Origin of the sequence: Inquilinus ginsengisoli (assembly GCF_050434925.1) — a bacterium.
GTDB classification, from domain to species: Bacteria; Pseudomonadota; Alphaproteobacteria; order DSM-16000; family Inquilinaceae; genus Inquilinus; species Inquilinus ginsengisoli_B.
Map to the genome: position 1 here is coordinate 2518649 of NZ_JBNDJK010000001.1, position 13041 is coordinate 2531689.

Sequence of the window (13041 nt, forward strand, 5' to 3'; positions counted from 1 at the left end):
GTTCCTCGATCAGGCTGTCGCAATGAGGATGGGACGGGCTTCGCACTGCAACGCCGCGCGCAAAGCGCGCCGTCCCCAGGATGAAGCTCTCGCCGGTATTTGGAAAGGCGGCAGCCTATGCCCGCCGCCCTTTCGTGCGGACCGCCACGATGCCGTCAGTTGCAGGGCTTGCTGGCGGGGCAGGCCGGGCCGTTCGGATTGCTGCTCTGCTGATCCGACGGGCCGTGCTCGGACTGAATGCCGGTTTCGGCCTGGGCAGCATCGATGGCGGCCGCGCCGACGCCGAGCACGATCAGAGCGGCCAGGGCGAAGGGGCGGGCGAGCTTCAGGTACGACATGATCTTTCCTCCTCATCGAAGATCCGGATCCGTCCGTCAGGGCGGCGTCACCGGATCAAGGTCGGAGCTGCTTTCTGCCGGACGGGCCAACACCTGTTGCGATTGCGCCGCCTGCTGCGCCAGAAGCTGCAGGTATTCCGGGGTTCGTCCGGTTGTCTCCAACCCGCTGCACCAGTGGATTAGACATCCCGGCAGGGACAATCACTATCGTACTGACATCTATCGAGCTCGACATATCGGTCGGGTGATTATCCATGAGTATGGTATCGCGTTCTGGCCGAGGCTGATCAGAGCGTCCTCCCGGTGGGCCGTGGCCAATTCGCGAGTTCGCCCCTTCCGAGGATGCTCGGGGATGCAACGTGATGATGGTCCAGCACCAACCTTCCCTTGCGGGAGGGAAGATTGGTGCTGCGCGCTTCCGCCTGGCGGCTCAGAGCACGAAGTCGGCGGCCACCAGGGCGATGCTGCCGGTCAGGGCGATGTGGAAGTCGCTGACCTTGTCGCCGTTGATGTCGCCGGCGACGGTGGTGACGCCGTTGACGACGGCCATGCGCAGCTGGCCGGCGACGCCGGTATAGAGGCCGGTGCCGATGAAGCTGAAGGCTTGGTCTCCGGCGGCGCCGCTGTTGGCGTCGACCGCCGCCAGGTCGATGCGGTCGGCCTGGGCGTGGCTGAAGTCGGTGATCCGGTCGGCACCGGCCCCGACCACGCTGTCGCCGACGGCGGCGAAGGTGAAACGATCCGCCCCGGCACCGCCGGTCAGCGTGTCCTGGCCGGCCCTGCCGAAGAGCGCGTCGTTGCCGTTCCAGCCCTGCAGCACATTGGCGCCGGCATTGCCGTACAGGCTGTCCCAGCCCTGGCTGCCGGACAGGTTCTCGATGCCGGAGAGGGTATCGCCCTGCGCCTCGCCGGCGCTGCCGAGGCCGCTGGCCAGGCTGACCACGACTCCGGTGGTGCCGTTATAATAGCTGGCGGTGTCGATGCCGGTGCCGCCCTCGAGCGTGTCCGCTCCCACCCCGCCGCGGAGCACGTCGTTGCCCTCGCCGCCGGCCAGGCTGTCCAGGCCGCTGCCGCCGTCGACCACATCGTCGCCGCTGTTGCCGAAGAGATAGTTGTCGCCGGCATTGCCGGTGAGGCGGTCGTTCCAAAGGCTGCCATAAACCATCTCGATGTCGTGCAGGGTGTCCCCTTGCGCCTCGCCTCCGCTTCCGGTTCCGGCCGCGAGATCGATCGTGACGCCGCTGGCCGAGCCGTAATAGTGGGCGGCATCGCGGCCGGCGCCGCCGTCCAGCATGTCGGCGCCCAGCCCGCCGGTCATCGCATCCAGGCCGTCGCCGCCTTCGAGGATGTCGTTGCCCGCATCGCCATAGAGCGAATCGTGGCCGTCGCCGCCCCGCAGCCGGTTGGCGATGGCGTCGCCGGTGAGAGTGTCGTCGAAATGCGATCCGGCCAGCCCCTCGATCCCGGTCAGGGTGTCGCCCGCCGCGTCGCCGCCGCTGGTGGTGCCGCCCGCCAGGAAAACATGCACGGCGGCGGCGCTGGTGCTGTAATCGGCAGTGTCGTAGCCGTCGCCGCCCTCCAGCGCATCGGCGTCGGCGCCGCCGATCAGCGTGTCGTCACCGGCCAGGCCGCGCAGCTTGTCGGTCTCGGCGCCGCCGTCCAGCCGGTTGGCCACGGCATCGCCGGTGATCTCGTCCCAGTACTGGCTGCCGACGACGTTCTCGATGCCCTGATAGGTGTCGCCGGTATCGTCGTAGAAGCCGCCGCCATGCCCGGCCGAGAGGTCGACCACAACGTTGCCGACCGAAGCGGCGTAATTGACGGTGTCGCTGCCGGCGCTGCCGTTGATCGCATCCGCGCCGTAGTCACCGTCGATGACGTCGTCGCCGTCGCCGCCGGTCAGCGTGTCGACGCCGACGCCGCCCTCGAGCCGGTCGTTGCCGGCGCCGCCGTCGAGCACGTCATTGCCATGCAGCCCGACCAGGATATTGGCGGCGGCGCTGCCGGTGAGAATGTCGGTGCTCCAGGTGCCGGTGACGTTCTCGATGCCGATCAGCGTGTCGCCGGCGGCCATGCCGCCCTGGGCATGGCCGGTCGCGAGGTTGACGGTGACGGGAAAGCCCACGGGGCTGTCGGCATAGGAGATGGAGTCGATCCCGGCCCCACCGTCGAGCATGTCGCCTCCGGCGCCGCCCAGCAGCGTATCGTCGCCATCGCCACCGATGAGGGTGTCGTTGCCGTTGCCGCCATAAAGCGAATCATTGCCGCCGAGACCGCTCAGATTGTCGTCGCCGTCGAGGCCGAAGATGGTGTCCGCTTCGCCGCCCGAGCTGCCGACGATGACGTCGTTCTCCGCGGTGCCCTCGAAATACGCCATGTTGCAATCCTCCCCCGGCCGCAGCCGCAATCGTCCAATGCGGCAGGCGTATAGGAAGGGACGGCGGCGACACTGTGGCCGCACCGCGGGGGAATTGCGGCGGCCTGGCCCTAGGACTGCCGCAGACGCTCCAGCAGGATGACCGGGTGGTCCTTGTAGGTGATGCGGTCGGCCTCGCGGTAGCCGCAGGCCTCCGCCAGGCGCAGCGACGGCGCGTTCTCCGGGTCGATGATGCAGACGCTGCGGTCCCAGACGCGGGCGTCGGCCCAGGCCAGGGCGGCGCGGACCGCCTCGCCGGCCAGGCCGCGGCCCTGGGCCCAGGGCATCAGGATCCAGCCGGCCTCCGGCACGCCGTCGAAGCCCAGGCCGCGCCGGAAATCGGCGAAGCCGACCTCGCCGACGAAGCGGCTGGTGGCGCGCTCATGCACCGCCCAATACCCGAAGCCGAGCAGCCCCCACAGCCCGCCATAGCGCAGCAGCCGGGCCCAGCTCTCCTCGGGCGTGGAGGGGCGTCCGCCGATGAAGCGGGTCACCTCCGGATCCGCCCACATCGCCGCGAGGTCGGCGAAATCCTCCGCCCGGTGGGGGCGGAGGACCAGGCGTTCGGTCTCGATGGTGCTGTCCGGCATCACTGCTTGGTCACCAACCGATAATAGATCTGGTCGGTGGTGGCGCCGTTGGCGTAGCCGTGCACGGCGCTGCGCATCGCCACCTGGGCGACCGCCTGGAACATGATCACGATCGGCGAGGATTCCTGCACCTTGCGCTGCAGGTCGACATACATCGCGTCGCGCTTGGCGGCGTCGCGCTCCTTGAGCGCGGCGTCGGTCTCGGCGCTCAGCTCCGGCACCAGCCAGCTGTTGCGCCAGGTGGTGGTGCTCTGCGGCGACCCGTCGGAATTGTCGATGTTATAGGCGAAGGCGCCGGCGTTGGAATGCGGGTCCATGAAGTCGGGCCCCCAATACAGCAGCACCGCCTCATGGTTGCGGGCGCGGTACTTGGTGATCACCTGGCTGCCGGTGCCGGGCACCAGCTCCAGCGTGATGCCGGCCTGGGCGAAGGTCGCCTGCAGCGACTGCGCGATCTCGGTGAAGGGAGGGCTGGAGATCACGTCCATCTTGATCGTCAGCCCGTCCTTGACGCCGGCCTCGGCCAGCAGCGCCTTGGCCTTGTTGACGTCGAGCGTGTACGGCGTGTCGTTCAGCGCGCCGGGGAAGCCCTCGGGCCAGAAGGCCTGGTGCACCTTCATCTGGCCGCGCAGGAAGCTCTTGGTCATGCCGTCATAGTCGACCAGATAGCGCACCGCCTCCCAGACCTTGGGGTTCTGCAGCGCCTCGACCTTCTGGTTCAGGCTGAAGAAGTGCACCGCGGCCTGCGGGTAGGTGCCGATGGCGATGCCGTCCTTGCCTTCCAGCGCCGCCACCTGGTCCGGCGTCAGGTCGCGCGCCAGGTCGGCGTCGCCGGCCTCCAGCAGCAGGCGCTGGGTCGCCGGCTCGGCGACATGGCGGTAGATCACCGACTTCATCGCCGGGGCGCCGCGGAAATAGGCCGGGTTGGCGCGCAGCATGATCGACTCGTTCGGCTTGTAGGCGCGCAGCACGAACGGCCCGGTGCCGGCCGAGTTCTGGCCCAGCCAGGCATTGCCCAGGTCGCCGTCCTTGGCGTGCTCCGCCACCGTCTTCTCGTCGACCACCGAGGCAGGGCGCGACGCCAGGATGTTGAGCACGAAGCTGGGGGCGAAGCCGCCGCTGGTGGTGACCGTCACCTCGGCATCGCCGGTCTTGCGCACCATCTGCTCGACATTGTCCGGCGTCCAGCCCAGCTGGGTCAGGACGAAGGCGGGCGCCTTGTTCAGCTTGACCGTGCGGGCCAACGAGAACACCACGTCCTCCGGCCGCACCGGATTGCCGCTCTGGAAGGCCACGGCCGGCCGCAGCTTGAAGGTCAGGGTGTTGCCGTCGTCGGACACCGCCCAGCTCTCGGCCAGCCCGCCGACCAGCTTCTGCATGTCCTCGGCCTCGTACTGCACCAGCCGGTCATAGGTGTTGGTGACGATCTCGCCGGAGGTGAACTCATAGGCCTGGGCGGGGTCCAGGCTGACGATGTCGTCGATGTTCTTGGCCACCACCAGCGCGTCGGCCGGCGTTGCCGCAACGGCGGGGGCCGGGGGCGCCAGCAGCGCCGCGGCGAGAAGGAAGGACGGTAGGATCCGCATTCTTTGTCTCCCTGTTTGTGTTCGATTCCGTCAGCCGGCCAGCAGGGCCGGCACCAGCAGCGGGGTCAGCCAGCGGCCCCGCTCGGCGGCGGCCTCGTCATAGCGGCCCTCGGCGTCCAGCACGTTGACCGTGCCCAGCACCCGCCCGTCATAGACCACCGGGAAGTTCAGCACCGCGCCGCAGCCCAGCGAGCCGATCAGCTCATGGTCCGGGAACACCTCGGCGATCTCGGCCAGGGTGCGGCCCAGGAACACCTCGCGCCGGCCGATCACCTGGGCCGACCAGCGGTCTTCGTGCATCGGCTTGCGGCCGGTGACCGGATAGGACGCGGCATCGTTGGTGTAGACCCGCTCGGCTTCCGCGGTGTCGGCGCGCAGTGCCATGATGGTGAACAGCCTGTGGCCTAGCATCGCCCGGTATGCGGCGTCGGCGGCCTGATATAGTGCCTGCGGCTGCCCGGGCTCGGCCTGAGCCGCGGCCAGCGCCGCCACGGCAGCGGCCACCTTGGGGTCGGTCAGTGTCGTCATGGCTCGTCTCGCAGTCGGTCGAAGATCGGGGCCGTCCCGGTCCACAGCACGCGGGTCCAGCCGTCATGGGCGTTGCTCCAGCGATGCGCCCGGCCGGCGGGGTAGTGCAGGCTGTCGCCGGCATCGAGGCGGATGCTCTCCTCGCCGATGCCGACCAGCAGCGATCCCTCCAGCACGAAGGCGATCTCCTCGCCCTCATGCTGCACCGCCTCCGAGGCGTAGCCGGGGGGCACATGCACCAGCACGGCGTTCAGCGCCTGGCCGGGGAAGGCGGCGCTCAGCCGCTCGTAGCGAATCCGGTCGGGCGGGGCGTCGCCGATGGCGAAGAGCGGCCGCTCGCCGCGGCGGGTCAGGCCGCTGGCCGGGCGCGGCGCGGCCAGGAAGGCATCGAGCGGGACGCGCCGAGCGCGCCGGCGATGCCGGACAGGGCGCTCAGCGACGGCGTCGCCAGGTCTCGCTCCAGCTGCGACAGGAAGCCGACCGACAGGCCGCTGCGAAGGCCGAGGTCCTTGAGGGTGAGGTCGAGCGCGCGGCGGCGGGCGCGGATGGCCCGGCCGAGATGCGGCACGGCCGCCCGTGCATCGGCTGTCTGCGCTGCCGCGTCCCCCGCCATGAGCCCCCCGTTGTCGAGAGCGAGCCTAGTCGGAATTTAGCTGCCATCAAAATTTTTTTGATGGCAGGATGCCGACCCAGGGAACGTTACCGGGCGCGCTCCGGGGCTGCGGCTTGACTCCGGTTCGGCGCGGCCCGGAAGATGATCTGCCCGGTGCCGTTCCGTGGTCATGGACATAACAAACAGGGAGGGGAAAACGTGATCAAGCGTTTCACCCGCAACATACTCGCAGCGACGATCCTGGCCTGCGCCAGCCTGCCGGCGATGGCCGAAACGCCGAAGGACACTCTCGTCCAGGCCTGGCAGATCGACGACATCATCTCGCTCGACCCGGCCGAGATCTTCGAGTTCTCGGCGGCCGAGTACCAGGGCCAGGTCTATGAGCGGCTGATCGGCTACGACGTCAAGGACGTCAGCAAGATCCTGCCCGGCGTGGCCGAAAGCTGGACCGTCTCCGACGACGGCCTGACCTACACCTTCAAGATCCGCGACGGGGTGAAGTTCCACTCCGGCAACCCGCTGACCGCCCAGGATGCGGCCTGGTCGCTGCAGCGCGCGGTCAAGTTGAACCTGTCGCCGGCCTTCATCCTCGGCCAGTTCGGCCTGACCGCCGAGAATGTCGACCAGTTGGTCACGGCGCCGGACGACCGGACCCTGGTGTTCAAGACCGACAAGGCCTACGCGCCGACCTTCGTGCTGAACTGCCTGACCTCGGGCGTCGCCTCGGTGGTCGACAGCAAGGAGGTGAAGGCGCATGAGGCGAACGGCGATTTCGGCCATGAATGGCTGAAGACGCATTCCGCCGGCTCCGGTCCGTTCAAGCTGTCGGCCTGGAAGCCGAACGAGTCCCTGGTGCTGGACCGCAACGACGACTACTGGCAGGGCAAGGCCGCCTTCCGCCGCGTCTTCACCCGCCATGTGGCGGAGGCGGCGACCCAGATGCTGCTGCTGCAGAAGGGCGATATCGACATTGCCCGCAACCTCAGCGCCGAGCAGCTCAAGTCGCTCGACGGCAACCCGGACATCAAGCTCGAGAACGCGCCGAAGGGCTCGGTCTGGTACGTCAGCTTCAACACCACGCACCCGCCCTTCGACAAGCCGGAGGTGCGGCAGGCGCTGAAATATCTCATCGACTATGACGGCATGGCCAACAGCTTCATGCGCGGTATCGCCGTCAAGCATGAGGGCTTCATCCCGCAGGGCATGCTGGGCGAGATCGCCGACGAGCCGTTCAAGCTGGACGTCGCCAAGGCCAAGGAACTGCTGGCCAAGGCCGGGCTGCCGGACGGCTTCAAGACCACCTTCGACGTCTGGAACGCCTCGCCCTCGATGGATATGGCGCAGTCGATCCAGTCGACCTTCGCCCAGGCCGGCGTGCAGGTCGAGATCATCCCCGGCGACAACAAGCAGACCCTGACCAAGTACCGGGCCCGCAACCACGACATGTATATCGGCCGCTGGGGCACCGACTATCAGGACCCGAACTCGAACGCCGAGACCTTCGCCATCAATGTCGACAACGGCCCGGACGCCAAGTCGAAGACCCTGGCCTGGCGCAACGGCTGGCAGGACGCGGACCTGACCAAGGCGGCGCAGGGCGCGGTGACCGAGCGTGACGGCGCCAAGCGGGCGAAGATCTATGAGGACCTGCAGCGCAAGCACATGGAGGTCTCGCCCTTCGCGATCATGTTCCAGCAGACCGAGGTGCCGGCGATGCGGAAGAATGTCGAGGGCATCACCTGGGGTCCGGCTTTCGACAGCAACTTCTACTTTACCGGCAAGAAGTCCTGAGCAGTAATGCCGATCCCTATTGACGGCGACTCTTCAATATCTTCCTCGTCATGGCGAGCGAAGCGCGGCCATCCGGTCCCGCAGCCCGAACGGGCCCAACGATCCTGGATGGCCACGCCCCTGCGGGGCTCGCCATGACGGTGAGGGATATGGGGGGCGTCGGCTGGCACAACGAGGATCCGGAACGGTGCTGAAGCTGCTCGCCTGCGGCATCCTCGCGGCGACGATCGCCTGTTCTGGCCTCGCGGCCAGGGCAGGCACGCCGCCCGACACGCTGGTCGAGGCCTGGGTGATCGACGACCTGGTCTCGCTCGACCCGGCCGAGATCTTCGAGGCGTCGTCGACCGAATACCTGGCCCAGGTCTATGACCGGCTGCTCGGCTACGACCAGAAGGACGCCAGCAAGCTCGTGCCGCTGCTGGCCGAAAGCTGGGCGGTGTCGGACGACGCCCGGACCTACACCTTCAGGATCCGCGACGGGGTGACGTTCCACTCCGGCAATCCGCTGACCGCCCGCGATGCGGCCTGGTCGCTGCAGCGCGCGATCAAGCTGAACCTGGCGCCGGCCTATATCGTCAGCCGGTTCGGGCTGACGGCGGACAATGTCGACCGGATGGTCACGGCGCCGGATGACCGGACGCTGGTGTTCACGACCGACAAGGCCTATGCGCCGACCTTCGTGCTGAACTGCCTGACGGCCACCGTCACCGCCGTGGTCGACAGCAAGCTGGTGCAGGAGCATGAGGCGAATGGCGATTTCGGCCATGACTGGCTGAAGACGCATTCCGCCGGCTCCGGCCCGTTCAAGCTGGCGTCGTGGAAGCCCAACGAGCTGCTGGCGCTCGACCGCAACGACGGCTACTGGCAGGGCCAGCCGGGATTCCGCCGGGTCTTCATCCGCCATGTGCCGGAGTCCTCCAGCCGGCTGCTGCTGCTGCAGAAGGGCGATGTCGACATCGCCCGCAACCTGACCCCGGACCAGATCAAATCGCTGCAGGGCAATGCCGACATCACGCTCGAGCCGGTGCAGAAGATGTCGATCTTCTATGTCAGCTTCAACGTCCTGCACCCGCCCTTCGACAAGCCGGAGGTGCGGCAGGCCCTGAAATACCTGATCGACTATGACGGCATCGTCGCGACCATCATGCATGGCCTCGCCACCGTCCATCAGACCCTGGTGCCGGCCGGCATGCTGGGCGCGATCGACGACGCGCCGTTCAAGCTCGACGTCGACAAGGCCAAGGCGCTGCTGGCCCAGGCCGGCCTGCCGGACGGGTTCAAGGCGACGATGGATGTGATCAACCAGTCGCCCTATATCGACATCGCCCAGGCCATCCAGGCCAGCTTCGCCCGGGCCGGCGTGGCGGTGGAGCTGATCCCGGGCGACGCCCGGCAGGTCCTGTCCAAGCAGCGCGCCCGCAAGCACGAGATCTATATCGGCCGCTGGGGCCCGGACTATGAGGACCCGGACTCCAATGCCGGGACCTTCGCCGTCAACACCGACAACAGCGACGCCACCGCCTCGAAGACCCAGGCCTGGGCCAATGGCTGGCAGGATGCGGCCCTGACCGCGGACGCCCAGAACGCCGTGCTCGATACCGACGGCGCCAGGCGGGCGCAGATCTATGCCGACATCCAGCGCCGCCACCAGCAGGCGTCGCCCTTCGCCTTCATGTTCCAGCTGTCCGAGGTGATCGCCAGCCGCAAATCGGTCACCGGCCTCACCTGGTCGGCGACCTATGACAGGAACCAGTATTGGACCGGCAGGAAGTCGTGACCTCGTGACCGCCACCAACCTCCAACCGGTGCCGGCCCCCGCCCGGCCCGGCGGCGCCCGCCGCCGTCGCCGGCGCGGGCTCGCCCTCCGCATCGCCGGCGTGATCGCCTCGCTGGCGACCACCTTCTTCGGCCTGCTCCTCGTCACCTTCTTCATCGGCCGGGTGGTGCCGATCGACCCGGTGCTCGCCGTGGTCGGCGACCGGGCGCCGCGCGACGTCTATGAGAAGGCGCGGCTCGAGCTCGGCCTCGACAAGCCGCTCTGGGACCAGTTCGCCCGCTATGCCGGGGACGTGCTGTCGGGCGATCTCGGCACTTCGGTGCTGACCTCGCGCCCGGTGCTCGAGGATATCGCCAGGGTGTTCCCGGCGACGCTGGAGCTGGCGACGCTGGGCGTCCTGTTCGGCATCGTCTTCGGCATCCCGGCGGGGGTGATGGCGGCGGTCCATCGCGACCGATGGCCCGACCATCTCGTCCGGGTGGTCGGACTGATCGGCTATTCGGTGCCGATCTTCTGGCTCGGCCTGGTCGGCCTGCTGCTGTTCTACGCCAAGCTCAGCTGGGTGGCCGGGCCCGGGCGGCTCGACGTGTTCTATGACGGCCTCGTCGACCCGGTGACCGGCGTGATCACGCTCGACGCCGCGTTGGCCGGCGAATGGGAGGTGTTCTGGAACGCGATCGACCATCTGCTGCTGCCGGCGGCGCTGCTCGGCTATTACAGCCTCGCCTATATCAGCCGGATGACGCGGTCCTTCATGCTCGACCAGCTGCGCCAGGAATACGTCACCACGGCGCGGGTCAAGGGCGTGTCGGAGCGGGCGGTGATCTGGCGCCACGCCTTCCGCAACATCCGGGTGCCGCTGCTGACCGTGGTGGCGCTGTCCTATGCCGGGCTGCTGGAGGGGGCGGTGCTGACCGAGACGGTGTTCGCCTGGCCGGGCCTCGGCCAGTACATCACCAACTCCCTGCTCAACGCCGACATGAACGCGGTGCTCGGCGGCACCATCGTGGTCGGCGCCGTCTATATCGGGCTGAACATGCTGTCCGACCTGATGTACCGCGTGCTGGACCCGAGGGCGCGATGACCGATACGCAGGTTATCGAAGCCCGCGATATATTCCCTCTCCTTGGGGAGAGGGAGGGGCCCATTCGCGTTGGCGAATGGGAGGGTGAGGGGGATGGTGGGCGACCGGGAGTTGGAGAGCCGTTCGGTCGGACGAGCGCGACGCTTTCGGCAGACCGCGACCGATGCGGAGCGGAAGCTGTGGTTCGTACTCTCGCGCCGACAGATCGAAGGGACGAAGTTCCGTCGTCAGCATCCCTTGGGCCCCTATATCCTGGACTTCTATCGCGAGCAGGCCCGGTTGGCGATCGAGGTCGATGGCGGCCAGCACACGGAGGAAGGGGATCGCGATCGCACGGCCTACTTGAACGCGCAGGGCGTGACCGTGCTTCGCTTCTGGAACCATCAGGTTCTGCAGGAGACCGAGGCGGTGGCCGAGATGATCGCGCACAGCTTGCGGCACCGAGCCGCCCCCTCACCCTCCCGCCGCCAACGCGGCGGGCCCCTCCCTCTCCCCGAGGAGAGGGAATGATCGCGCTGTCGTCGGACTTCCAGCCATGACCCACTCCTCCGACACCCTGCCCAAGGCCGAGACCTGGCGCGGCTGGCTGCTGTCCGACACGCCGCATTCGCGCGGCCAGGCCCGGCTCGGGCGGCTGTACCTGCTGTGGCTCGGACTCGCCCGCAACCCGCTGGCGATGGTCGGCCTGGTGATCGTGCTGGCGCTGCTGGTCGCTGCCGCGCTCGCGCCGCTGCTGGCCCACCAGTCGCCGATCGAGCAGGACCTGGCGGACCGGCTGCAGCCCTTCAGCGCTGCGCATTGGTTCGGCACCGACGAGCTCGGCCGGGACATCTGGTCCCGCATCATCTACGGCACCCGGCTGACCCTGCTGATCGTGGTGCTGGTGGCGATCACCGCGGCCCCGGTCGGCCTCCTGATCGGCACCGTCTCCGGCTATCTCGGCGGCTGGGTCGATGCGGTGCTGATGCGCATCACCGACATCTTCCTAGCCTTCCCGAAGCTGATCCTGGCGCTGGCCTTCGTCGCCGCCCTCGGGCCCGGTATCGAGAACGCGATCATCGCCATCGCCATCACCTCCTGGCCGCCCTATGCCCGCATCGCCCGGGCCGAGACGCTGACCATCCGCAACGCCGACTTCATCAGCGCGGTCCGGCTGCAGGGTGCTTCCAGCGCCCGCATCGTCGCCCGGCATGTGGTGCCGCTGTGCCTGTCCTCGGTGATCGTCCGGGTCACGCTCGACATGGCCGGCATCATCCTGACCGCGGCGGGCCTCGGCTTCCTCGGCCTCGGCGCCCAGCCGCCGCTGCCGGAATGGGGGGCGATGATCTCCAAGGGCCGCAGCTTCATCCTCGACCAGTGGTGGGTCGCGACCATGCCCGGCATCGCCATCTTCGTGGTCAGCCTGGGCTTCAACCTGCTCGGCGACGGGCTGCGCGACATCCTCGACCCGAAGCAGGGGGGGCAGTCTTGAGCCGCCCGCTGCTGGAGGTCGAGAACCTCTCGGTCACCTTCGACACCGCCAAGGGCCCGGTGCGCGCCGTGCGCGGGATGGGCTTCACCCTGGGACGCGAGAAGCTGGGCATCGTCGGCGAAAGCGGCTCCGGCAAGTCGATGACCGGCCGCGCCATCCTGCGGCTGGTGACATCGCCCGGCCGGGCCCAGGCCGACCGGCTGGTGTTCGACGGCATCGACCTGCAGCGCCAGAGCGAGCGGCAGATGCGCGCCATCCGCGGCCGCCGCATCTCGATGGTGATGCAGGACCCGAAATTCTCGCTCAACCCGGTGGTCACGGTGGGCGAGCAGGTGGCCGAGGCCTACCGCATCCACAAGCGCGCCTCGGCCCGCGAGGCCAAGAGGCGGGTGCTGGAGATGTTCGAGGCGGTGCGCATCCGCGATCCGGAGCGGGTGTGGGGCCTGTACCCGCACGAGGTCTCGGGCGGCATGGGCCAGCGCATCATGATCGCGATGATGCTGATCCCCGACCCGGATCTGCTGATCGCGGACGAGCCGACCTCGGCGCTCGACGTCACCGTGCAGATGCAGGTGCTGGCGATCATCGACGACCTGGTGACCCAGCGCGGCATGGGGCTGATCTTCATCAGCCATGACCTGAACCTGGTCGCCAGCTTCTGCGACCGCATCCTGATCATGTATGCCGGCCGAGTGGTCGAGAGCTGCCGGGCGGCGGAGCTGCACCAGGCGAAGCATCCCTACACCCGCGGCCTGCTCGAATCGCTGCCGCAGATCGGCGACACCCGGCCGTTCCTGCCGGTGCTGCAGCGCGACCCGGCCTGGCTGGAGGCGTGACCATGGATCCG

At 68.3% G+C, this 13041-nt stretch carries 13 protein-coding genes; 6 read left to right on the plus strand and 7 right to left on the minus strand.

Annotated elements, in window-relative coordinates:
• Positions 1-155: 155 nt before the first annotated feature.
• The 7 genes from QFZ27_RS11960 to QFZ27_RS11990 all read right to left on the minus strand — a co-directional run bounded on the left by QFZ27_RS11960 (position 156) and on the right by QFZ27_RS11990 (position 6071).
• On the minus strand, positions 156-338 hold the full coding sequence (locus QFZ27_RS11960; protein WP_429226603.1) for a hypothetical protein: 183 nt from the start codon (positions 336-338) through the stop codon (positions 156-158).
• Positions 339-768: 430 nt separating this feature from the next.
• Positions 769-2715, minus strand: a complete 1947-nt coding sequence (locus QFZ27_RS11965; protein WP_429226604.1) for a calcium-binding protein — start codon at positions 2713-2715, stop codon at positions 769-771.
• Between the two features lie 110 nt (positions 2716-2825).
• A complete protein-coding gene (locus QFZ27_RS11970) occupies positions 2826-3344 on the minus strand; it encodes a GNAT family N-acetyltransferase (RefSeq protein WP_429226605.1) in 519 nt (172 codons plus the stop codon).
• Positions 3344-4930 carry an ABC transporter substrate-binding protein gene (locus QFZ27_RS11975; RefSeq protein ID WP_429226606.1) on the minus strand — a complete coding sequence of 529 codons (1587 nt, stop codon included), beginning with the start codon at positions 4928-4930 and terminating at the stop codon, positions 3344-3346. The genes QFZ27_RS11970 and QFZ27_RS11975 overlap by 1 nt, the downstream gene beginning before the upstream one ends.
• Positions 4931-4960: 30 nt before the next feature.
• The gene (locus tag QFZ27_RS11980) at positions 4961-5458 is read right to left on the minus strand and encodes a hypothetical protein (protein WP_429226607.1); all 498 of its coding nucleotides are present in this window, start codon (positions 5456-5458) and stop codon (positions 4961-4963) included.
• A complete protein-coding gene (locus QFZ27_RS11985; RefSeq protein WP_429226608.1) occupies positions 5455-5703 on the minus strand; it encodes a cupin domain-containing protein in 249 nt (82 codons plus the stop codon). Before QFZ27_RS11985 ends, QFZ27_RS11980 begins: the two co-directional genes overlap by 4 nt.
• 104 nt (positions 5704-5807) lie before the next feature.
• Positions 5808-6071, minus strand: coding sequence for a helix-turn-helix domain-containing protein (locus tag QFZ27_RS11990; RefSeq protein WP_429226609.1), 264 nt, complete (start codon positions 6069-6071; stop codon positions 5808-5810).
• A 198-nt stretch (positions 6072-6269) separates the two neighbouring features.
• On the opposite strand from QFZ27_RS11990, the gene QFZ27_RS11995 reads away from it, so the two are divergent.
• From QFZ27_RS11995 to QFZ27_RS12020, 6 genes are all read left to right on the plus strand, one after another.
• Complete coding sequence (locus QFZ27_RS11995; protein ID WP_429226610.1) at positions 6270-7862, plus strand: ABC transporter substrate-binding protein; 1593 nt, start codon at positions 6270-6272, stop codon at positions 7860-7862.
• Positions 7863-8049: 187 nt separating this feature from the next.
• Positions 8050-9639: an ABC transporter substrate-binding protein gene (locus QFZ27_RS12000; RefSeq protein WP_429226612.1), complete on the plus strand. Its 1590-nt coding sequence runs from the start codon at positions 8050-8052 to the stop codon at positions 9637-9639.
• A gap of 28 nt (positions 9640-9667) precedes the next feature.
• Complete coding sequence (locus QFZ27_RS12005; RefSeq protein ID WP_429232444.1) at positions 9668-10723, plus strand: ABC transporter permease; 1056 nt, start codon at positions 9668-9670, stop codon at positions 10721-10723.
• 93 nt (positions 10724-10816) lie between these two features.
• The gene (locus QFZ27_RS12010) at positions 10817-11233 is read left to right on the plus strand and encodes an endonuclease domain-containing protein (protein WP_429226614.1); all 417 of its coding nucleotides are present in this window, start codon (positions 10817-10819) and stop codon (positions 11231-11233) included.
• A 25-nt stretch (positions 11234-11258) separates the two neighbouring features.
• The gene (gene nikC, locus QFZ27_RS12015; protein ID WP_429226615.1) at positions 11259-12194 is read left to right on the plus strand and encodes a nickel transporter permease; all 936 of its coding nucleotides are present in this window, start codon (positions 11259-11261) and stop codon (positions 12192-12194) included.
• Complete coding sequence (locus tag QFZ27_RS12020; protein ID WP_429226616.1) at positions 12191-13030, plus strand: ABC transporter ATP-binding protein; 840 nt, start codon at positions 12191-12193, stop codon at positions 13028-13030. The genes nikC and QFZ27_RS12020 overlap by 4 nt, the downstream gene beginning before the upstream one ends.
• Positions 13031-13041: the final 11 nt, after the last annotated feature.